At 39.4% G+C, this 21,568-nt stretch carries 24 protein-coding genes; 16 read left to right on the forward strand and 8 right to left on the reverse strand.

Features of this window, described 5'->3' with window-relative positions:
- Positions 1 to 80: 80 nt before the first annotated feature.
- Both FGL72_RS08805 and FGL72_RS08810 read right to left on the reverse strand, forming a co-directional pair.
- Positions 81 to 587, reverse strand: coding sequence for a YbhB/YbcL family Raf kinase inhibitor-like protein (locus tag FGL72_RS08805; RefSeq protein ID WP_004909287.1), 507 nt, complete (start codon positions 585 to 587; stop codon positions 81 to 83).
- Entirely contained in the window at positions 584 to 982 is a 399-nt protein-coding gene (locus FGL72_RS08810; RefSeq protein ID WP_040177524.1) for a hypothetical protein, read from the reverse strand. Before FGL72_RS08810 ends, FGL72_RS08805 begins: the two co-directional genes overlap by 4 nt.
- Positions 983 to 1,080: 98 nt before the next feature.
- On the opposite strand from FGL72_RS08810, the gene FGL72_RS08815 reads away from it, so the two are divergent.
- The 5 genes from FGL72_RS08815 to FGL72_RS08835 all read left to right on the forward strand — a co-directional run bounded on the left by FGL72_RS08815 (position 1,081) and on the right by FGL72_RS08835 (position 4,961).
- Positions 1,081 to 1,386 (forward strand): hypothetical protein, encoded by a 306-nt coding sequence (locus FGL72_RS08815; protein WP_004902140.1) that lies wholly within the window; start codon positions 1,081 to 1,083, stop codon positions 1,384 to 1,386.
- Positions 1,387 to 1,497: 111 nt separating this feature from the next.
- Complete coding sequence (locus tag FGL72_RS08820; RefSeq protein WP_004902139.1) at positions 1,498 to 3,039, forward strand: DHA2 family efflux MFS transporter permease subunit; 1,542 nt, start codon at positions 1,498 to 1,500, stop codon at positions 3,037 to 3,039.
- Between the two features lie 33 nt (positions 3,040 to 3,072).
- On the forward strand, positions 3,073 to 3,597 hold the full coding sequence (locus FGL72_RS08825; protein WP_004909278.1) for a PadR family transcriptional regulator: 525 nt from the start codon (positions 3,073 to 3,075) through the stop codon (positions 3,595 to 3,597).
- Positions 3,598 to 3,623: 26 nt separating this feature from the next.
- A complete protein-coding gene (locus tag FGL72_RS08830) occupies positions 3,624 to 4,049 on the forward strand; it encodes an OsmC family protein (protein WP_085700034.1) in 426 nt (141 codons plus the stop codon).
- 90 nt (positions 4,050 to 4,139) lie between these two features.
- On the forward strand, positions 4,140 to 4,961 hold the full coding sequence (locus tag FGL72_RS08835) for an alpha/beta fold hydrolase (protein WP_004902136.1): 822 nt from the start codon (positions 4,140 to 4,142) through the stop codon (positions 4,959 to 4,961).
- A 56-nt stretch (positions 4,962 to 5,017) separates the two neighbouring features.
- On the opposite strand, the gene FGL72_RS08840 is transcribed toward FGL72_RS08835, so the two are convergent.
- Together FGL72_RS08840 and FGL72_RS08845 are read right to left on the reverse strand one after the other, a co-directional pair.
- Complete coding sequence (locus tag FGL72_RS08840) at positions 5,018 to 5,683, reverse strand: potassium channel family protein (protein ID WP_004902135.1); 666 nt, start codon at positions 5,681 to 5,683, stop codon at positions 5,018 to 5,020.
- Positions 5,684 to 5,701: 18 nt separating this feature from the next.
- On the reverse strand, positions 5,702 to 7,105 hold the full coding sequence (locus tag FGL72_RS08845; RefSeq protein ID WP_085700032.1) for a TrkH family potassium uptake protein: 1,404 nt from the start codon (positions 7,103 to 7,105) through the stop codon (positions 5,702 to 5,704).
- Positions 7,106 to 7,264: 159 nt separating this feature from the next.
- Between FGL72_RS08845 and FGL72_RS08850 the strand changes: the two genes are divergently transcribed.
- From FGL72_RS08850 to FGL72_RS08875, 6 genes are all read left to right on the forward strand, one after another.
- Entirely contained in the window at positions 7,265 to 7,558 is a 294-nt protein-coding gene (locus tag FGL72_RS08850; RefSeq protein WP_133285972.1) for a bacteriocin immunity protein, read from the forward strand.
- A 67-nt stretch (positions 7,559 to 7,625) separates the two neighbouring features.
- Positions 7,626 to 7,793, forward strand: coding sequence for an arginine repressor (locus FGL72_RS08855; protein WP_240740991.1), 168 nt, complete (start codon positions 7,626 to 7,628; stop codon positions 7,791 to 7,793).
- Between the two features lie 201 nt (positions 7,794 to 7,994).
- Positions 7,995 to 9,551 (forward strand): ABC transporter ATP-binding protein, encoded by a 1,557-nt coding sequence (locus tag FGL72_RS08860; RefSeq protein WP_085700030.1) that lies wholly within the window; start codon positions 7,995 to 7,997, stop codon positions 9,549 to 9,551.
- Positions 9,551 to 10,687 (forward strand): ABC transporter permease, encoded by a 1,137-nt coding sequence (locus FGL72_RS08865; RefSeq protein ID WP_146992943.1) that lies wholly within the window; start codon positions 9,551 to 9,553, stop codon positions 10,685 to 10,687. The genes FGL72_RS08860 and FGL72_RS08865 overlap by 1 nt, the downstream gene beginning before the upstream one ends.
- Before the next feature lie 2 nt (positions 10,688 to 10,689).
- Positions 10,690 to 11,646, forward strand: coding sequence for an ABC transporter permease (locus FGL72_RS08870; protein WP_004902123.1), 957 nt, complete (start codon positions 10,690 to 10,692; stop codon positions 11,644 to 11,646).
- A 183-nt stretch (positions 11,647 to 11,829) separates the two neighbouring features.
- The gene (locus FGL72_RS08875) at positions 11,830 to 13,053 is read left to right on the forward strand and encodes a NupC/NupG family nucleoside CNT transporter (RefSeq protein WP_004902121.1); all 1,224 of its coding nucleotides are present in this window, start codon (positions 11,830 to 11,832) and stop codon (positions 13,051 to 13,053) included.
- 92 nt (positions 13,054 to 13,145) lie between these two features.
- On the opposite strand, the gene FGL72_RS08880 is transcribed toward FGL72_RS08875, so the two are convergent.
- The gene (locus tag FGL72_RS08880; protein WP_004908858.1) at positions 13,146 to 14,060 is read right to left on the reverse strand and encodes a lactate/malate family dehydrogenase; all 915 of its coding nucleotides are present in this window, start codon (positions 14,058 to 14,060) and stop codon (positions 13,146 to 13,148) included.
- Positions 14,061 to 14,301: 241 nt separating this feature from the next.
- Between FGL72_RS08880 and FGL72_RS08885 the strand changes: the two genes are divergently transcribed.
- Positions 14,302 to 15,639 (forward strand): amino acid permease, encoded by a 1,338-nt coding sequence (locus FGL72_RS08885; protein ID WP_085700028.1) that lies wholly within the window; start codon positions 14,302 to 14,304, stop codon positions 15,637 to 15,639.
- A gap of 73 nt (positions 15,640 to 15,712) precedes the next feature.
- Here FGL72_RS08885 and FGL72_RS08890 read toward each other — a convergent pair whose 3' ends face one another.
- Genes FGL72_RS08890 through trpX form a run of 3 tightly spaced genes read right to left on the reverse strand, consistent with a single transcriptional unit; the run spans position 15,713 to position 18,361 of the window.
- Complete coding sequence (locus tag FGL72_RS08890) at positions 15,713 to 16,468, reverse strand: ABC transporter ATP-binding protein (RefSeq protein WP_004908853.1); 756 nt, start codon at positions 16,466 to 16,468, stop codon at positions 15,713 to 15,715.
- Entirely contained in the window at positions 16,461 to 17,360 is a 900-nt protein-coding gene (locus tag FGL72_RS08895; RefSeq protein WP_024047494.1) for an ABC transporter permease, read from the reverse strand. Before FGL72_RS08895 ends, FGL72_RS08890 begins: the two co-directional genes overlap by 8 nt.
- A complete protein-coding gene (trpX, locus tag FGL72_RS08900; RefSeq protein ID WP_085700026.1) occupies positions 17,357 to 18,361 on the reverse strand; it encodes a tryptophan ABC transporter substrate-binding protein in 1,005 nt (334 codons plus the stop codon). Before trpX ends, FGL72_RS08895 begins: the two co-directional genes overlap by 4 nt.
- A gap of 467 nt (positions 18,362 to 18,828) precedes the next feature.
- Here trpX and FGL72_RS08905 point away from each other — a divergent pair, with 467 nt between their 5' ends.
- The 4 genes from FGL72_RS08905 (at position 18,829) to FGL72_RS08920 (ending at position 21,541) form a co-directional block, all read left to right on the forward strand.
- Positions 18,829 to 19,029, forward strand: a complete 201-nt coding sequence (locus tag FGL72_RS08905; RefSeq protein ID WP_004902107.1) for a hypothetical protein — start codon at positions 18,829 to 18,831, stop codon at positions 19,027 to 19,029.
- A gap of 235 nt (positions 19,030 to 19,264) precedes the next feature.
- Positions 19,265 to 20,122, forward strand: coding sequence for an NADPH-dependent FMN reductase (locus FGL72_RS08910; RefSeq protein ID WP_146992945.1), 858 nt, complete (start codon positions 19,265 to 19,267; stop codon positions 20,120 to 20,122).
- Entirely contained in the window at positions 20,119 to 21,096 is a 978-nt protein-coding gene (locus FGL72_RS08915) for an FAD:protein FMN transferase (protein ID WP_085700024.1), read from the forward strand. The genes FGL72_RS08910 and FGL72_RS08915 overlap by 4 nt, the downstream gene beginning before the upstream one ends.
- Entirely contained in the window at positions 21,071 to 21,541 is a 471-nt protein-coding gene (locus FGL72_RS08920) for a PAS domain-containing protein (RefSeq protein ID WP_085700023.1), read from the forward strand. Before FGL72_RS08915 ends, FGL72_RS08920 begins: the two co-directional genes overlap by 26 nt.
- Positions 21,542 to 21,568: the final 27 nt, after the last annotated feature.

Genomic DNA, 21,568 nt, shown 5'->3' on the forward strand with positions numbered 1-21,568 from the left:
GTATTTAAATGCAATAAATATTCATAATAGCGCTGAATATTTATTGATTAATTGCATAAAAAAACACCTATTGCTAGGTGTTAAGCACGTGCTGGTAATGCTAATGTGACTGCTTTTAGTATATGGCCTTGGCTGTGTCGTTTAAAATCATTTAGAAAAAAACCATTCTCTAAATCTAGTAGTGTGTCTAGTGCGAAAACTGTTAATGTGTAATCGTGTGTTTTGTCGGGGGGCATCGGTCCGATATAAGCCTGGTTAATGTCGGGATTAGCCGGTTGATTGGCTTTTTGTACAAAATGCCAAGTGGAATTTGTCCCTGAAATAGCAAGACCTGATTCCCGTAAATTTTCTGGGATATTGCCAACTGGGATATTGGCTGCCAACCAGTGAATCCAAGGAAAACCACCGACTGGTATCGCATCATAATCAATGAGACTAACAGCCAACGATTGCGTACCAGTTGGTAGATCTGTCACGTGAATAGGAAAATTTGTGGTCGGCATATCAGCGGTTCGCTGATCTTTCGGTGCAAATTTGGCATACTTATCAGGAATTAAGCCGTGGTCTCGGGGGACATCAATTTTCATATTTCTTCTCCAATCAAATGCTTTTTAGTTTGTGCTAAGTGTGCTCGAACAGTAACATTCATTTGTTTATTATATACGCGGACAGCGTTAACGGATGCAATTATGTGGTCCGTTTTCATTTCTGAATCAGCTATGTGTTGTAGATCATTTTGCAGCTGTTTTTCAAAGCGTGTCAGAAAAGCTAATTGTAGTTTTGATTGATTAGCGCGTAGTGTTTCTGCAGCCGCAACCTTACCGTTGTTTTCCAAATCAGTGACTGCTGCTTCATAGCCCTGGAAAAAAAGGTCGGGATCAAAAGTATTTTCCCAAGTGATTGTTTGCTCTTCCGGTAGCTCAACTGACGTCGTTGTGTTGGTAGCAGTTGGTTTCTTTTTAAAAAAATCAAAAAATGACATGATAAGCAGCCTCTCATATAAAATAATTATATCTCTATTGTACCGAACATCTGTTTTATTTGGTACAATAAGTTTAGCATTTAAACTTGGGGAAAATCATGGCAGCACATAAAACAGTTTTTAATGATAAACAACGCATTTTGCGATTATATTCTGCACTCATCAGTCATCGTGCACTTTCCATTGAAGAAATTGAGGATATGTTTTTTATTGGCCGAAAAACTGTACAGCGTGATATCTCGGAAATTCGTGATTTTCTGCATGACCTACAGGTGGGGGAACCTGTCCAGTCAGAGATTGTTTATGATCGTAATTTAAAAAAATATAAACTAACTGAAATGGACAATTTATTTCGTGTATTTGATAAAATTAATCAAATTGATGAAAGTGATCCGATTGAGTAAAGCAACAGTGTAAAACCATTATCTTTGGATAATGGTTTTTTTTATGGCTTGACAATGTTATCATTTCCGTTTATATTAACAATGTTAATATAAACGGAAATGAGGAAGCTGATGAAAAAGCGCATGATAACGGGTGTTTTTGTATTAGGGATATTTATATGTATGTTAGATACGACAATTATGAATGTTAGTTTACCCAATATAGGTTTGCATTTAGAGGTTGGATTAGACAAATTGTCATGGGCATTGAATATCTATATCATTCTTTTTGCGGCACTAACCATCCCATTAACACGACTTGCTGAGTTTTTCGGTATGTCAAAAGGTTTTTTATTGGGGGCCATCGTCTTTGGTATAGGTTCAATCATATCAGCGTTCGCTGGTACATTGATGCCATTATTATTAGGACGGGCTATTCAGAGTATCGGGGCCGGCTTAGTCTTTCCTTTGGCCATGACTTTAGCGATTCGCATTGTGGCGGATCGTGACCGCACGCATATGATTGCTATTTTAGGTGTCACACAGGGATTGGCTGCAGCGTTAGGACCAACTATAGGTGGCGTGGTGACACAATACATGGGTTGGCGCTGGATTTTCCTGATAAATGTGCCCATTATTGTGCTGATGATTAGTATGGGCCTATTATATTTACCATTACGACAAGATATACAAAATCGACAAAGTATTGATTTATCAGGTGCGATTTTTAGTACGATCTTTCTGAGCACGCTATCATTGGTATTAATGCAGGGCAGAGTTTGGGGGTGGCATAATTGGTTGACTTACTTATGTGCAATTGTGAGTTTGTTAAGCTTTATTTTCTTTATCATGATTGAGCGAGTAAGCATTAATCCAATGGTACCCTTACAACTATTTAAAAATCGTGCATTTGCCTTAAGTGCAATCATTATTGTTTTTAGTAATCTATTTTTGGTTGCAACAACGGTTATTTTACCGAATTATTTTACTAATGTTGCTGGAATGGATACTTTACAAGCATCATTCCTGATTGCCCCAATTTCTTTTTCAGTGTTTATCTTTGCGCCGATTGCCGGTTTTGCTAAATCACACATATCAGTCCGCTGGTTAATCAGTAGTGGTTTCTTGATGATGGCAGTCGGGTACCTTTGGTTAGGCACCAACGCATTACAAAGTGTTTGGCAGGTTATTATTGCAGGGATTTTGATTGGTTCAGGCTACGGTATGATTACTGGGCCCATCTTAGTCATTGCCGCAGGGACGCTACAAGGAAAGTTATTAACTGCCTCTCAAAGTGTGACAGGGGTACTACGTCAGGTTGGCATCATGTTAGCGGTAGCCCTGTTTGTCACAGGGTTATACAGTGGTTTAACCCAAGCCCAACGACACGCTAACAGTTATGCGCAAGAGCAGATTAATGATTTGCACTTGCCAAAACAAGACACGGCAGAGATGATACAAAAAGTACAAACTAAAATGAAAGCAAGTGTTTTCACGCCGACAGCAACGCAAGGGTTACCAACTAAAGTCGCAACAGCTATTTCAAGGATTGAAAAGGAAACAACAGCGCAGTACCGTCACGCCTTTGAAAAGCTGTATTTGATAGCTATCCCGTTTATGCTGTTGCTGGTGATTATGAGCCTATTTTTAACAGACAAATCTGATGGTGTATAATATGAACTAAACAGATTAATGGAGGGCAATTCAGTGGCAATGAAGGGTCGAGAAATCATTTTAGGTATATTAAAAAACGGACCGCACACGGGATACGAGATTAATGATATTCTGCAAACGCGTTTGAATCATTTTTTTGATGCAACGTTTGGCATGATTTACCCGACACTTAAAAAATTAGAAGCCGAAGGCTTGGTAACCAAACAGCAAGTGACACAGACTGACAAACCGAACAAAAATATTTATCAGATTACAGACACTGGAATGACGGTGTTTCAGAAGGCATTGCGCGAACCTACGTCAGATGATATTTTGAAATCTGACGTATTAATGCGTTTGTATTTTAGTGAGGATTTAGCAGATAACGACATTTGTACGTTTTTAGATGAAGAAATTAGGCGAAAATCAGATAAACTCGCTGCCCTCCAAGCACAGTTACAGACTTGGCTTGACCAAGGGATGACGGAGACACAACGTATCACATTTGATTACGGGGTAGCGTCTTATAATGCGACACTAGCTGTTTTGAAAGCAGCCCGCAGTAAGTATAATATTTAAGGATATACAATAAGGGGGAAATGGTAATGACAACGCAAGTGTTATATCATACTGAAGTTGAAAATGCTGAAGGAATTGCTGGTCGCGTTCATACAATTAATAGTAATGATTTAAATATAACGGTCAGCAGTCCGCTATCATCTGAAGCAGGGACCAACCCAGAGCAATTATTAGGTGCGGCGTTTGCAACTTGTTTGAATGCTACGCTAGAAGCCGAAGAAAAAAGACAAGGACTTGCGCATCGCAGCGTTGTTCGTGTGTTAGTTGATATGTCACGTGATGTTATTGGCTTTCAGTTCCATGTTGAAGCGCGTGTTTATATACCAGACGTTGAACGGCAATTAGCACAAAACATTTTAGACACTGCGGCACAACGTTGTCCAGTGGATAAGTTACTATCCGGCAGCAAAAATGTGGTTGTACGTTTAGTTGACAGTCTCGACGAGCCATAAAAATTTGTGTTAGATTTCTTGCAAAGCACACAATTGTCAGATATACTTATTTAAAGTAAGCTAAAAACGGTAAGTGTTAAGAGGTGATGTATGGGTCGAAAAAAAATAGTGATAGTTGGACTGATTTTCCTTGTGATTGTAGCAGCAATTGCTGGCTTTTTACGCTTTAACATGACAGGTCAGCGTGGCACGCAAACGGTTATTTTATTACATGGGTATGGCAGTAGTTCAAATGCCACAACAAAATTAGCTAAAGCGATACAAAAACAAACAGCCGTACAAAAACGTTTGCAGGTTAATGTCACGAAAGATGATAATTTTAATGTTGCGGTATCCTCTAAAGCCGCTATTTATCAAATGAACTTTAGCAATACAGAGATTACGGAAGAACGAGAAGTGGCTGTTTTAGAGAAACTACTAAAGCAGATCAAACAAAAAGGTATTGACCACGTATCTCTCGTTGGACATTCGATGGGAGCTAATGTTGCATTATATACGTCCTTGAATCATGATTACCGCACAACATCTATATATCCGAAAATTGATAAGTTAGTAGCTATTGCAGCGCCTTTTAATTCAGGCATTACCGCAGCAGGCTTTGATCGTCAATTTGATAATAATACGATTGATTCTAAAACAAAACAGCCTAAGCTTCAGGACGAAAACTATCGTTTCTTTTATCAACACCGTCAAAATATGAATCCAGATATGCAAATTCTTAATGTGATGGGCGATGTGGGTGACAATAGTGATGGGGTTGTGACTAACTTTAGTTCACAAGCGCTTGGCTTCTTTGTAAAAAAAGATCAGAATTATAATATGTGGGTAGTTAAAGGTAAGAAAGTGCAACATAGCCAAGTCAGAACAAATGATACAGTTGTTCGACAAATTGCAAAATTTATACAAAATTAAGCATTATTAAAAGCCCTAAGTTGATTTGTCAACTTAGGGCTTTTAATAATCTGTGGTTATGCGCGGTTTGTCATCTGATCAAAATCGTCAACCATGTCTTTGGGACCGACGACAGATAAAATATCGCGGTCGTGGAGCTGATACTGTGCGCTAGGCGCAACGACCACCTCACCATCATGTCGCACAGCAATAATATTAAGGCCAAATTTTTTACGAATATTGAGCTCAGCTAACGTTTTGCCAGTGAAACTTGGGTTCACAATCTGTACTTCGGCCATCGAATAATCATCTGACAATTCGATAAAGTTAAGCATGTTAGGCGCTAATAATTTACGAGCAATTCTTTCACCCATTTCTCGTTCTGGTTGTACGACAACATCAGCACCTATTTTAGTCAAGACACGTAAATGTGTCTTGTTTTCAGCTTTAGCAATCACATTTTTGGCCCCAAGATCCTTGGCATTAATCGTAGCTAAAATACTGGCTTGCATATTATGACCGATAGCAATTATGACATGATCAAAGCTGGCAATATCTAATTTGCGTAAGACATCATCTTCTTGTGCATCTGCAATAACAACTTGTGTTGCAATATCGCGATAGTCATTGACGTGTTCTTCGCTGACATCAATTCCTAATACATCTTGTCCGTTAGCAACTAGTGTTTCGAGTAAAGCACCGCCAAAACGACCTAACCCGATAATAGCATAAGTTTGTCGCATAATAAGTCCTTTCTATGATTAACCAATAATGACAGATTCTTCTGGGTAGCGGTAAGGGGCATGCTCACCATGAACGTTCAAAACAGAGAACATGACTGTGTAGACACCAACACGCCCAATAAACATGGTCAACATAATGACACATTGACCAAAGTCAGTGAGGTGTGGTGTCAAACCAAGGGTAAGACCAGCAGTTGCAAAAGCGCTAATAACTTCAAAAATAACATATTCCAACCCAAATCTCGAATCAGTACCTTGTGTTAGCATAAGTAAAAAGGACAAAATAGCCAAGAATACAAGTGATACAAAAACTAACAGTAGTGAACGTGTAATATTTTCATCAGTGAGTCGACGATGTGCAAAAGTCACGTCTTTTTTACCACGTAAGGCAGCGTGTGTTTTAAGTAATAAAACGCCAAGCGTTGTGGTTTTAATGCCGCCAGCTGTTGAGCCAGGGGTGCCACCAACATACATTAACATCATTGTCAGTAAAATGGTTGCTGGGGTCATCTGACTAAAACTAAATTGTGAAAAACCAGCTGTACGATAAGATATTGACATGAATAGCGTATTAACGATTCGGTTAATGGGTGATAATGTCTGTGCCAGAGCTAAGTTGCTTTCAGTCAACTCAAAGAGCAACCAACCACCAATAATTAATAAGCCAGTCATCATTAGTGCTAGTTTTGAATGAAGACTGAGTTTGTGTTTGTGATGATAGAGTAACAAATCACGCCAAACTAGAAAGCCAAGCGAACCAGCAATAATTAGTAAGGCAATAATAAGCAGGACAAAGGGCCTATTCGCATAGGCGATGCTACCGGCAGGTAATATCGTAAAACCAGCATTGCCGAAAGCTGAAATGGCATGAAAAATAGCGTAAAACAAGCCGCGCTTTAAGCCGAAATCCTGAATGAAGAACGGCGCTAATAAGATAGCACCAACAAATTGAATGATAACTGACAGTTTGATAACATAACCAAAAACAACACGTGTATCGTAAAGACTTTCCAAACTATACACTTCTTGCACCATCATTTTATTACGTAAATCCATTTGTCGCCGCGTGGCAGTAAATAATAATACCGAAAAAGACATGAATCCAAGGGCACCGACTTCAATTAAGAACATGATGACAGTTTGTCCAAATACAGTCCAATGGGTGGCTGTGTCAACGACCGTTAGACCAGTTACAGAAGCTGCGGAAGTTGCCGTAAAGAGCGCATCCATAAAGGAATGGTGCATATTGCCATAGTGGCTAATTGGCATCATCAACAATAACGCACCAATAGTAATAACAGATAGGAAGCCAAGCGTCAAACGTTGTGGCATTGAAATGTGTGTCCAAAAGGTGTGCTTACGTGATTGATTATGAAATTTTTTCATCTCCGCAGCAGATGGCAATTCGATTTTTCGTGACATGACTCTATTATAATATACTGTTGAACCTTTTTTGTTATTATCATCAAAATTGTTTTGCTCAGAGGGTTAGCAAATAGCTATCAGCAAAACAATTGACAGACGTTTGTTACTTGTGCTGTAATAAGTCATGAGAGCAAAACATACCATACTGGAGGAGTTATGCAAAAAGATGAATTATGGCAATTACTAAGTCATGCTTATGCAGATGATGAGGTAAAGCAAGACGAGTCATTACAGCAGATTATTTTTCAATCAGCAAAGGAATTAGATAAAACAACAGATTACCAATTAATTTGTATGAAATTAAATCAAGCGCTATCAACTTATTTGCTGACGAACCATTTAAAAGCGCCTAAGTGTATTGAGCAACTGTTAGTCAAGATTGCAAAATATGCGGAGAAATATCGCGGTGCAGCGAATCAAAGTTTTTTACTGGGCAATTTATTTCAATAGAGATAGCAGCTGCACACATAAAAATAAATTAACAATAGAAAAAGTACGCAATAACAAATCGTTGTTAGTGCGGACGAGTAACTATGCGGGTAGTATCGTTGCTGCACATATCGATGAACTGAATATTCCAGAAATTGTCAGTACGTTAGCTGGCATCAATAATATTATGATTATTTGTCAATCTGACAACGATGCTGACATTGTTTTGCAAGCATTTAAGGCTATATCTGAATAACCAGAACGACAAATGATTTACAAATAACCACTTTGCCATAATTAAAGCATCAGGTAAATTAATTGAAATAATTGAGACCCAACAATCATGATATAATACTCTTTGAAGAAAAATCCCACGAACAGATTCTGTCCGGGGTTTTTTTAAAAATATAATCAGAAAGTGGAAACGTATGCCGCGGCATACGCTCTGAGAAGATAAATGACCGAATCAACACCAGTCATTGAGATGCGTCATATCGTCAAAAAGTTTGGCGATTTCGCAGCCAATGATGACATTAATTTACAAGTCCAACAAGGTGAAATTCACGCGTTACTTGGTGAGAACGGTGCCGGAAAATCAACCTTGATGAACATTTTAACAGGGTTATTGCAACCAACATCTGGCGAAATCATAATCAATGGGCAACCAGTGACGGTTGACTCACCCTCAAAGTCCGACGCACTGGGCATTGGTATGGTACATCAGCATTTTATGCTAATTGATGCCTTTACTGTGACGGAGAATATTATACTAGGTTCCGAAGTGACCAAAGGGTTATCTTTAGACACAAAATCGGCAGCCAAAAAGATTAAAGCGCTGTCGGAAAAGTATGGCTTGCAAGTAGACCCTTATGCTAAAATAGCCGATATTTCCGTAGGGCAGCAACAACGTGTTGAAATTTTGAAAACATTGTACCGTGGCGCTGATATTTTGATTTTTGATGAACCAACAGCCGTTTTGACACCGCAAGAAATTGATGAATTGATTACCATTCTGCATAATCTTGCTAAAGAAGGGAAGTCAATCGTCTTGATTACCCATAAGCTCGATGAAATTCGTGCAGCAGCAGACACGGTGACAGTTATTCGTGCAGGCCAATCGATAAAAACTTTTCCAGTTGCTGGGGTGTCTTCTCAAGAATTAGCCGATTTGATGGTTGGTCGTGAAGTTAGCTTTAAAACGGAAAAAGCAGCAGCTAAAACCGGTGCTACTGTCTTAAAAATGGCTGATCTTGAGGTGCATGACGCTCGCGGTGTTACGGTTGTAAAAGATTTTTCACTTGAGGTTAAGTCAGGCGAAATTGTTGGTATTGCTGGTATTGACGGCAATGGCCAGACAGAGTTGATTCAAGCTATCACTGGTCTGACAAAAGTACAAGCGGGGCATGTTTTGCTTCAAGGTAAAGAAGTTACTAACAAACGACCAAGGCAGATAACAGAAGCCGGTGTCGGTCATATACCAGAAGATCGGTTACGATTTGGTATGGAGGTTGATATGACATTGTCAGAAAACCTTGCTTTACAGACATACTATAAGGCGCCATTGTCGAAAAATGGTGTCTTACAAACTGATGAAATGGATAAACTTGCCAATAAATTAGTTGAGGAGTTTGACGTCCGTGCAGCCGGCATTCAAGTGACGGCAGGATCAATGTCTGGTGGGAATCAACAAAAGGCAGTTATTGCCCGTGAGTTAAACCGCGATAATGAGCTTATCATTGCCGCACAACCAACGCGTGGATTGGATGTTGGTGCGATTGAATACATTCACCAACGGTTAATAGCTCAGCGTAATGCAGGTAAAGCGGTGCTGGTCGTCAGTTTTGAATTAGATGAAATTTTGAATTTGTCAGACCGCATTGCTGTCATTAATGCAGGTAAAATTGTTGGTATAGTTGACGCTAAAGATACAAATAAACAAGAATTAGGTTTGCTGATGACTGGGATGAGTTTATCTGACGCCCGAGCAGCCCTGAAAGAAGAGGTGGACGCCTAATGGCAGCACAAAAAAATTCATTTTCTGTTGCACTATTTTCAGTGCTCTTTGGTTTGATTATTGGCGCCGTAATTATGCTGATATTCGGTTATAATCCAATTTCAGGTTATACAGCACTATTGGGTTCAGCGTTTGGATCAACACAAGATATTGGTAGTGTGTTGACTCAAATGACCCCCTTGATTTTAACAGCATTGGGTTTTACTGTTGCACAGACAGCAGGGTTCTTTAACATCGGTTTATCTGGTCAGGCATTAGCTGGATGGGTTGGGGCTGTATGGTATGCACTGAGTTTCCCTAATATGCCAGTTTACTTGATGTTACCTAGCGCATTAATTATTGGTGCTGGTTTAGGCGCATTGGCTGGTGCGATACCTGGTTGGTTACGGGCACAAGTTGGTGCGAGTGAAGTAATTGTCACAATTATGATGAATTACATCTTGTTGTTCCTTGGCAATAATATCTTACAAAATACAATGTCAAAAGGGATTAAAGTGTCTGCAGAAACAACAAAGCAAGTGGGGGCTAATGCCTCTTTGCAAATGAAATGGTTGACCGATTTGACTCAAGGTTCAAGTATATCGGCAGGGATTTTCATCTCCGTATTTATGATTTTTGTTGTTTGGTTTGTCATGAAAAAAACAACGCTTGGTTTTGAGATTCGTGCGGTTGGATTGAATAGTGATGCTGCCAAGTATGCGGGGATGTCTGCCAAGCGTAATGCTGTGATTGCTATGGCCATTTCAGGTGGTTTAGCTGGTTTAGCTGGCACAATTGAAGGATTAGGTAATTATCTTAACTTCTTTACGCAAAATGGTTCACCATCTATTGGTTTTGATGGTATGGCTGTTGCCCTACTTGGTGGTGGTTCATATCTTGGCGTATTAGCTGCTGCAGCCATTTTCTCTGTCTTAAAAATCGGTGGCTTGGGGATGCCGATGTCTTCCGGTGTACCATTTGAGCTGGTTGACATTGTAACTGCCTCAATTATTTTCTTTGTTGGGGCAAGCTATTTAATCAAACTCATTCAGAAGCGAGTGAAAGCCATGGATGATAAGGCAGCGCGCGCATCTCAGGATAAAAAAGCGGTGAAGGCCGCTGCTGACAGTAATAAAAATTCGAAAGGCGGTGAATAAAAATGTCATTAATGGCGATGTTATCACTCGTAATTTCTAGTACATTGGTTTATTCAGCACCGCTGATTTTTACGTCCATTGGTGGGACATTTTCGGAACGCGGTGGTGTGGTCAATGTTGGGTTAGAAGGTATCATGGGCATGGGTGCTTTTGCATCAATCGTCTTTAACCTAACATTTGCGAATACATTTGGTGCGGCCACGCCATGGTTAGGGTTAGTTGCTGGGGCTTTTGTTGGGGTTATCTTTTCACTCTTACACGCCGTTGCAACAGTGACATTACGTGCGGATCATATTATTTCTGGTACGGTAATTAATCTGATGGCACCAGCCCTAGGGGTTTTCTTGATCAAGGTGCTTTACGGAAAAGGACAAACAGCACCAATTTCACAAGATTTTGGTTATGCATCAGTCCCAGGACTGTCTCACATTCCAATCCTCGGTCAGTTGTTCTTTGCTAAAACATCAGGACCAGCATGGCTCGCGATTTTTGTTGCCATTTTATCGTGGTATATTATTTTTAAAACAAAATTTGGCTTGCGTCTCCGGTCTGTCGGAGAAAATCCACAAGCGGCTGATACGCTAGGTTTAAACGTTGCCAAGCTAAGATATTCAGGCGTGATGATTTCGGGCTTGTTGGGTGGTATTGGTGGTGCCGTTGTAGCACAATCAATTTCACTTAATTACTCAGCCAGCACGATTGTTGGCCAAGGGTTTATGGCGATGGCGGCTATGATTTTTGGCCGCTGGAACCCGCTTGGCGCGCTTGGTGCATCATTATTCTTTGGTTTATCACAATCACTAGCCGTCGTAGGCGCGCAATTACCTGGATTAAAGTCTGTTCCATCAATTTGGTTACAAATCGCACCTTATGTCTTTACAATTATCGTGCTGGCATTCTTCTTTGGCAAAACTAGGGCACCAAAAGCCGATGGTGTCAATTATATAAAGGCCGCATAGTGCCAAAAAAATCACCTTAAACTGTTTAAGGTGATTTTTATAACTATTAAATTTTAATATAGGTGAAAGAAAGCGCTCACAAAGGGCGTTAAGCTTGATATAATAGAAAGAGATTGAACGATTCGTGGTACATCTTGTTTTGCATTTATACTGGATGATTGATCCAACCTTGAGGTGAATAAAATGTTAATAGTCATTAATGCAATAAGTATTCCAGTCTTTATCGGTATTGCTTACTTATTTTCAAACAATAAAAAACAAATTCAATGGCGCTCAGTAGCAATTGTGCTAGTTTTAGAGCTCTTGTTGGCTTGGTTCTTTACACAATTCAAAGCTGGACAAGCTGCAGTCCAAGGGGCTGCAGATGGCTTTAATTGGCTCGTATCTGTTGCATCAAAAGGGATTGCTTTTGCGTTACCTGATTGGCTAACAGCTAATCATGGTGGCCCTAATTTCGTTACCTCAGCGCTGTTACCCATCTTGCTTGTGGTACCGTTGTTTGATATTTTAACCTATATTGGTGTATTACCTTGGCTGATTAAATGGATTGGTAAGGGATTGGCTTTTATCACTGGACAGCCCAAGTTTGAAGCATTTTTCTCGATTGAAATGATGTTTTTAGGCAATACAGAAGTTTTAGCTGTCTCAAAAGCGCAATTAGATAGTATGCCAGCGCGTCGTAACTTCACGCTAGCGATGATGTCGATGAGTTGTGTGACATCTGCTATCATTGGCTCTTATACGCAAATGGTACCAGGTAAATATGTACTGACAGCTATTCCGTTAAACATTCTTGGGGCAATCATTATTTCAGCTATTCTCAATCCGACAAAAGTTGCACCTGAAGATGACGTGATTGTTAGTGTTGGCGCAAAAGATGGCAAGAAAGAGCCTTTCTTTTCATTTTTGGGGGATTCTATCCTTGGCGCAGGAAAGTTGATTCTAATTATTACTGCTACGGTGATTGCTTTCGTATCACTTGCTGCTTTAATTAACCAACTATTTAGTCTAACAGGTCAGCATTGGTTAACACTAGAAAATATATTCGGTGTTGTCATGTTTCCATTTGCTTGGCTACTCGGTTTTAACCCACATGAAGCATTCCAGATTGCGCAATACATGGGTACTAAGTTAGTTACAAATGAGTTTGTTGTCATGGGAGAAGTATCTAAATCAATTATGGCTGGAAAAGGTCTATTTAGTAACGAACATGCTCGAATCGTATTGACAGTATTCCTCACTAGTTTCGCTAATTTTGGCACGTTAGGCATGATTATTGGTGCTTTCAAGGGTCTCGTCGACAAGGACAAAAACGATTATATTAGCGCGAGAGTACCTTATATGTTACTTTCTGGTATTCTGGTATCACTTGTTTCTGCAGCAGCAGCAGGCTTGTTTGTCTGGTAAACACAATCATCGATATTTGAAACAAAAAAACACCAAGTTGTTATGATACAACTTGGTGTTTTTTTGTTTCTTAATATCTTATTTGTATCAACTTAGAGATAGGCTGCTGTTTTTTCGGCAATAGCGTTAGCAGATTGCTGTAATGCGCGTTGTTCATCAGCAGTTAAAGTGAGTTCAAAATTAGCAACAACGCCTGAACGACCGATAATGGCAGGTGTAGAAATATAGCCCGCAAAACGTGCATCGTAATGTGACACAATAGCCTCGTTATGAGCATCTGATAAGACAAGTTGCGCCAATGAAACGGCAGCATGGGCAATAGCAAAATTAGTATATTTTTTACCAGAAAAGACGGTAAAACCGCCAACACGCGCATCGTTAGCAACAGCATCTAAGTCAAGATGATAATTGGTTACTAACTCATCAGCTTTTTGGCCAAGCACGCGTACAGTTGACCAAGCAGCGAACTGCGAGTCACCATGTTCGCCCAACATGTAACCTTGTATACTACGTGGATCAACATTTAAAGCATCACCGAGTGAGCGTTTTAAGCGCGCAGTATCTAAGTAAGTGCCGGTGCCAAAGACCTGATTGGCAGGTAACCCAGTAACTTGTTGATAGATACCGGTAATGACATCAACAGGATTTGAAATGACAATCAGCACGCCATTGAATCTAGCACGATGTAATGCTTGCCCAACTTGTTGCACTTCGGGCGTATTAGCACGCAACTCGGTAAACCGGTCACCGCCTGGTTCAATGAGGTCAATATGACCTAATGCTGAAATCACTACATCAGCATCAGCTAGGTCAGCTGGGGTGCCTGAAGCAATATGGACGTGGTGAGGTAAGAGACTAGCTGCATCACGAAAATCTAATACTTCAGAGTCGCGCTTAGCAGTGTTTTTATCCACGAGAATTAATTCGTCAGCTAGGCCTTGACTAATAATAAGATGAGCCACAGTAGAACCGACATGACCAATACCGACAATGCCTATTTTTCGCATAAAACTTCTCCATTAATTTTATATGTGTTATTGATTAAATTATACACATATTAATAACGAATGAAAATACAAAAAGCAGAAATATAGGTTTCACGTGAAACACTAGTATTTTTATTATAAAACCAAAGCCGATAATATCATGAATAATATTCATCTATACGTGAAAAAGATTAGTTTTCTTTATGAGTCATAATGAACTAAGATATAAAGTATATGTTATTTAAGGGGAAAGCAATTCATTATGCAACAAGAACATAAGTTAGCGCGTACCTTATCTGGTCGCCATATCAATATGATTGCACTTGGCGGTACAATTGGCACAGGATTATTTTTAGGTGCTGGTGACTCGATTCAAAAAGCAGGACCAGCCATTGTCTTGGTATACATTATTACTGGTCTATTTGTCTTCGCGATGATGCGCGCATTGGGTGAGTTGTTATTATCAGACCATGATCAAACAACATTTATTGGTTTTATTAAGTCATACTTAGGTCCACGCGCAGGATTTGTTATGGGGTGGACATACTGGATTGGTTGGATAATTATTGCCATGGCCGAACTCACAGCAATTGGTAAATACATGCAATTCTGGTTGCCAACAACACCTGCTTGGCTTTGGGAACTCATTTTTCTTGGGTTACTGTATACAATGAATATTATTGCTGTCAAAGCATTCGGCGAAACAGAATTTTGGTTTGCATTAATTAAAATTGTTGCTATTATTGCTATGATTGTAATAGGCATTGTGATGGTAGTATTTCATGTACGTACTAGCGCCGGCGTCACGCAATTATCTACCTTGTGGTCTCATGGTTTGATTGCTAATCATGGTCATAATCTGTTAGCCGCCTTTCAAATGGCGTTCTTCGCTTTCCTAGGTGTTGAGTTTGTTGGTATTGCAGCTTCTGAAACCCAGAATCCGATTCAGACAATTCCAAGATCGATTAATGCTATTATTATGCGCATTTTAATTTTTTATGTTGGTGCATTGTTAGCCATTATGGTGATTCAACCATGGACAAATTATAGTGCCAATCAGTCACCATTTGTGCAGGTTTTTTCCAAGATAGGTATTCCAGCAGCTGCCGGTATCATTAATTTTGTGATTTTGACAGCAGCAGCTTCATCTCTAAATAGTGCTTTGTTCACGACGGGGCGTATGATTTTCTCCTTATCACCAAAGACAAGTCGTTTTGCTAAGCTTAATAAACACTATATCCCGATGAATGGGATAACATTATCGGCTGGTTTAGTGGCAACTGCAATTGTTTTAAATTACATTTTTCCAAAAGATGCTTTCAGTCTGGTCACATCAACAGCCTCAGCGACATTTATAGTTATTTATATCGCATTAATGGTGACACATGTTAAATACCGTCAATCTAAAAATTATCAACAGAGCGATAAGCATTTTAAAATGCCATTTGCACCGTATTTAAATTATTTGACTATTCTTTTCATGCTGATGATTTTTGGGATTCTGCTTTTCTCATCCGCAACGATGATTACCACACTTCTGGCAATTAGCTGGTTTATCGTGTTGGCGGTCATTAGTGTTGTTAAATATAAAAAAGTTTAAATCTATTTTTTATTAGTGGCATCAAAAAAACGCCGTAAAAGGCGTTTTTTTGATTTTGTTAAGACGTTGTACATTAAGCCATAAAATATTTTAAGATTTGTGTGTCATCTAATGCTGCTTTGTCACTGTCTCTGACATCTAACACAATTTTACCAGCATTAAGTATGATTAGCCGATTGCCATATTTTAAGGCATCAGCTAAGTTATGAGTAATCATCAAGGCAGTTAATTTATTTTTGGTCACTTGTTCATTGGTTGCTAACATCAGCTGTTCTGAAGTTTTCGGGTCTAGTGCAGCGGTATGTTCATCTAAAAGTAACAATTCTGGTTTCACACGTGTAGCCATCAAAAAGCTTAAGGCTTGGCGTTGACCACCAGAAAGGTTACCTGTAGCAGTCTGCAGTCTTGTGTCAAGATTGTTCCCCATGACTTTGGTGATGTTAGCGTATTCGGCTAACTTTTCCTTGGTTAAACCACGACTGTGTAATGTCCGTTTTTTGCCACGTTTTTCAGCCAATAATAAGTTTTCAGCAACTGTCATGCGTGGTGCTGTTCCCATTTTTGGGTCTTGAAAAACCCGCGCAATATAATCAGTACGTGATACTGCGCTGTCATTGGCAATGTTTTTATCGTGATGCTTTAACACGCCAGAGGCAATTTTAAGATTGCCCGCAATCGTGTTGAACAACGTAGACTTACCTGCACCGTTTGTACCCAGCACTGTTATAAAATCGCCGTCAAAGATATCGAAGTTTAAGTTGTCAAGTATTCGCACATTATCACCGACAGTGACAGTAATGTTTTGAAGTGAAAAAACTGGTTTACTCATGTGGGGCAACTCCTTTTTTAATCAATGAATCGAGCTTTAGTGCATGGCGTAGTCGCGGTAACATCATAGCAATTGCTAAGACAATGGCTGAAATTAAGTTCAAATCATTGGTTGAAAAGCCGAGCTGTAAGACCGCCAATAATACCAGACGATATAAAATAGAACCAACAATTACTGCTACCAAGCGCTCATTTAGGGATAATTCACCGAAAACGACTTCACCGATTATAATCGATGCCAGTGCGATGACAATAATACCAATACCCATATTAATGTCGGCATAGCCATTATTTTGGGCAATGACAGCACCACCAAAAGCAATTAAGCCATTGGATAGCATCAACCCCATAATAGTCATACGATCCGTTTTAATCCCAATTGATTGTGCCATCGTTGCGTTGTCTCCAGTAGCAATAAATGCTTGACCAAGATCTGTTTGTAAGAAAAAAATTAAAGCTAACGTAATAATGGTAATGATGATGAAGCCAACAAAAACCGCATCAAAATATTTTGGTAAATGTTGTAAGAAATTGGCGGAGAAGATTGATTTTTGATTCAGGAGTGAGATATTAGCTGAACCCATGATTCTCAAATTAATTGATAATGCTGCTGTCATGACTAAAATACCTGCTAGCAGGATGGGAATACGTCCCTTTGTGTAAAGTAGTCCCGTAATTAAGCCAGCGCCAGCGCCGACCAGAAAAGCTGCTATTGTTGCGAGGTAAGGATTAATGCCATGTGCAATCATTGCTACAGTTGTGGCAGCTCCCAACGGAAATGAACCCTCAACGGTCATATCTGGGAAATCTAAAATTCTAAAAGTCAGGAACAAGGCTACGCCTAAAACAGCCCATAGTAACCCTTGTCCAATGCTTGATACAATCATACTCATTTGATTACTTCTCCTTTGGATTCTGCTGCTTTGACCATACTTTCAGGTAATTGAATGCCTAAGCGTTGTGCTTGCTTTAAGTTGACGACCATATCACCCTGTGTGATTGTCTTAACTGGATAAGTGGCCGTTTCTTTGCCTTTTAGGACTTTAGCTGCCATGATACCAGCTTGGTAACCGATATTATATTGACTAACCGACATTGTTGCAACACCGCCATCTTTGACCATAGTATCTACAGCGGGAATGACTGGAATTTTATTTTTATTCGTAATGTTAATTAATGTTTTCATAGCACTTGCAACACCATTATCTTGTGGTGCGTAGATAACATCAACTTGACTTGCCACTGTTTCTGCAACTTGTTGCATGTCATTAGTTGTTGAAATGGTATAGAGTTTGGCATCGTAGCCAGCCGCCTCAGCTAGCTTAGCCATATTCTTAGCGTTATACTCGCCGCCATGGTCAGAAGTTGTGTAAATGATACCAAGCTTTTTTGCATGAGGAACAACTTGCTTAATTACGGCAAGGTGCTGTTCAAGTGGCGAATCGCCTGAAGTACCGGTAATGTTGCCACCAGGTTTTTGTGCTGATTTGACTAATCCAGAACCAGCAGGGTCAGTTATTCCAGCTAAGATAACAGGATTATTGCCATTAGCTGTTTTTGCTAAGGAGAGTGCGGCCGGGGTAGCGATACCAATGGTTAAGTCGGCATTTTCATTCGTAAATTGTTGTGACATTGTTTTGAGGTTTGCTTGATTCGCTTGCGCATTTTGATAATCAATTTTGATCTTGTTTTTGGTATAACCTTGTGATTTTAAGCCTGCAATAATACCACGATGGATTTCATCTAATGCTGGATGTGTAACAAGTTGTAAAATACCAACTGTGGGGACATAGTTTTTCTTTTTTGTCACAGCAGTTGGGTTATTAGTCATCACAAAGGCGACGGCCAGAAAAGCGACAATGATGGCAATAACAGACATCAAACGTTTATTCATAATAAATCTCCAAATTCTTTGTCAAATAAAATAGACCTTAGGCGGCCATACAAGGCTTTCCCAAGGTCAAAAGAAAAGTCTGTACGGCATATTTCCATACAGACTCAGTGCGTTACAAAATACGTCGGTATGGATAAAACAAATGTTTTAAACATCAGCTTTATCCGTTACCGTAAAGCTGACTTACCGACGCCACCAGGCGTTGTTCAATTGTGCAAACGCATTTTTCATTATTGTTCTCCGAGTTGTTATGCAATAAGAATACTAAGAATTTGATGAGTTGTCAATAGGACAATTCAAATTACTTACTACATATAGGGGTCTCTTTAACAACAATGATTGTTGCCATAAGATTTTTTGTGCAACAAAACGTTACTAGAAATCTTAAAAATGCACTGGTCATTGGTAGATTAAGCGCAGCATTTTTGCTATGATAATCTAGACGGTTTAGTTGTAAGGGGGATGACATGAACCATATTTTCGATGTTGTTAGGCGTGGTGAGCGATTGCACTGGTTGCTCATTGTTGTTTTTTCTACGTTATTTATCTTATTGGTATTAGGTGATGCGGGCGTCATTGTCAAAGTATCTGTGGTTGATTATTACTTCAATACAATAATGGTTTTATTTTTTGTGATAATAGGTTGGTTATCATCACGAAAGAAATAAGGTACTTAAAAAGTAACTACGTTAATGTAGTTACTTTTTTTGACGGTTAATTTATTAGTTTAACTTATAATTTAAAAATTATCAGGTATAGGGTCTCTTAGATTCAGTGACACCAATGTTTCAAGAACTTGTGAAGAAATTAATAAACTTTGACTTAATTCAATGACCAGGGTTTAATAAAGTTACAGATAACAATGTGAAAAGATAAACTAATTAAAATTTTGAGGATAGATAAATGAACTTTGTTGCTATTGTAGGAACCAACGCACGCAAATCATATAATCGTAAGTTATTGTGGTTCATGAAAAAGCATTTTAGCACACAGGCTAATATTGAGATTGTCGAAATTGCTGACTTACCTCTGTTTAGCGAAGATGATGACGTGCCGCTACGTATTGTCGAAATTGCGCATCTTATTGCATCGTCTGACGGGGTCATTATATCGACGCCTGAATATGATCATTCAATTACAGCTGCATTAAAGTCATTTATTGAATGGATGAGCTACGGTGAAACACATCCGTTTACAAATAAGCCGGTTATGCTGGTCGGTGCGTCACTAGGACGGCAAGGGACGAATAACGCACAAGAACACTTACGTCAGATTATGGATGCACCAGGTATTGACGCTTTAGTGTTACCAGGAAATCAGTTTTTAGTTGGGCCTGCTGCTGAAAATATTGATACAGCACGTGACGAACTAACCGATGCGACAACAGTGCGTTTTTTGGATAGCATCTTCCAAAATTTCGTGACGTTTGCGAAACTGTTGCGGCCAATGTGTGGTGATGGCAGTGATAGTGAGAATTGCCAAACGCGTCCAAAATCGGATAGTGTCTGTTCAGTGAATTTGGGTTACCAATCATTTGAACATGTGTTAAACGATTCGCCATATGATAATGATACTGTCCCAAGCAAAATTATTTCACCAGATCAGAATACTCAAGTTATTGAGCAAGGTGATGGTTGGTGGATTGAACAGAGTGATTTGTTACATGAAAATATTGTTGATAATGTTGATAATGTCGTGACCAATGAAGTAGTGGCACCGGTTGTGACAGCCGACGCAACGACAGGAGCATCAATGTTTTGATTAAAATTGAAAAATCTTGGCGTGCCATGGGAACAACAAATCGATTGACGCTATTTGGCACAGCCGACGAACGGGCTATTGATGACGCAATTCATTTTGTCAATGATTATGAAAAAATATTAACGGTAAATCGTCCACAATCAACGATTATGGCAATTAATCAAGCGGCTGGGCAGAAACCTGTAACGGTATCGGCAACAGTGTATCAATTGATTAAACGTGCTGTCTATGAAAGTAATCAGCATTTTGGCTTCAATGTTGCGATTGGCCCGCTGGTTAAATTATGGCATATTGGCTTTTCAGATGCACAGGTACCGTCGCACACCGCTATTGAGCATGCACGCCGGCAAATCAGGAGTGACGGTATTGTGTTAGATGATGATAAGCTCAGTGTATATTTACCACAAAAAGGTATGTCTTTAGACTTAGGTGCAATTGCTAAAGGTTATATTGCTGATAGACTACAAGATTATTGGCGCGCTCAAGGGCATATTGCTGGAATCATTAATTTTGGTGGTAATGTCGTCCTAATGAACGACGCACCAAACCATGTTTCTGGTCGTTGGAGGATTGGCATACGCAACCCATTAGTACAACATGGCAACACAATTGCACTCATTGAAACCAAAGCCATGTCAGTTGTAACCAGTGGCGTTGCTGAGCGTCATCTAGTGTCTAATGGACATGTATACCATCATATTATTGACCCTGAAACGGGCTATCCTCACGATAATGACTTAGCTAGTGTGACAGTATTATCACCGAAATCAATTGATGGCGAAATTGAGACAACACGATTGTTTTTTAATGATGGGCCACCCGATAATAGTGATTATCCTTTTGGTGCCATCTTTATATATCGCGATCAGTCAATTAAGTTAATTAATATACAATCATCTGATTTTCACATCATTAATCAATCATTTTACATTAGGGAGACAATGACTTATGGTAGGTCAAATAGCATCAAATAAGCACAACAAGACAGTTGATACACAGGCAATAATTAATTTACCGACGGGGAGTCTGTCATTAAATGCACTCTATCAAGTATTGAATATATTACCTTTTGAAGTGACTTTTGCCGATGAAAATGATTTTATTGCCTACTATTCTGATAATCCTCAGCGCGTTAATAGCAGGACAGTCGATTTATTAGGGCAGCCATTTTTATCATTATTTAACCAAGATGAACAGGAAGCAATCTCACAAATACTACGCGATTTGCACCAAGGTGCTGCTGACCACTATGAACAATGGTTTCCACAAAATAAACAAACGATTTATAATAATTTCTATGCTGTGCGCGATGAGGATGGGACATTTTTAGGGACACTGCAATTAACTGGGGACATCACGCGCATACAAGGATTACGCGGTATTAGAACTGTTTTTAATGCTGGTAAATCTGATCGATAGCAGTTAGGGGGGCATGTAAGCGGTGAT

This window comes from Leuconostoc citreum (genome assembly GCF_007954785.1).
Taxonomy (GTDB): domain Bacteria; phylum Bacillota; class Bacilli; order Lactobacillales; family Lactobacillaceae; genus Leuconostoc; species Leuconostoc citreum.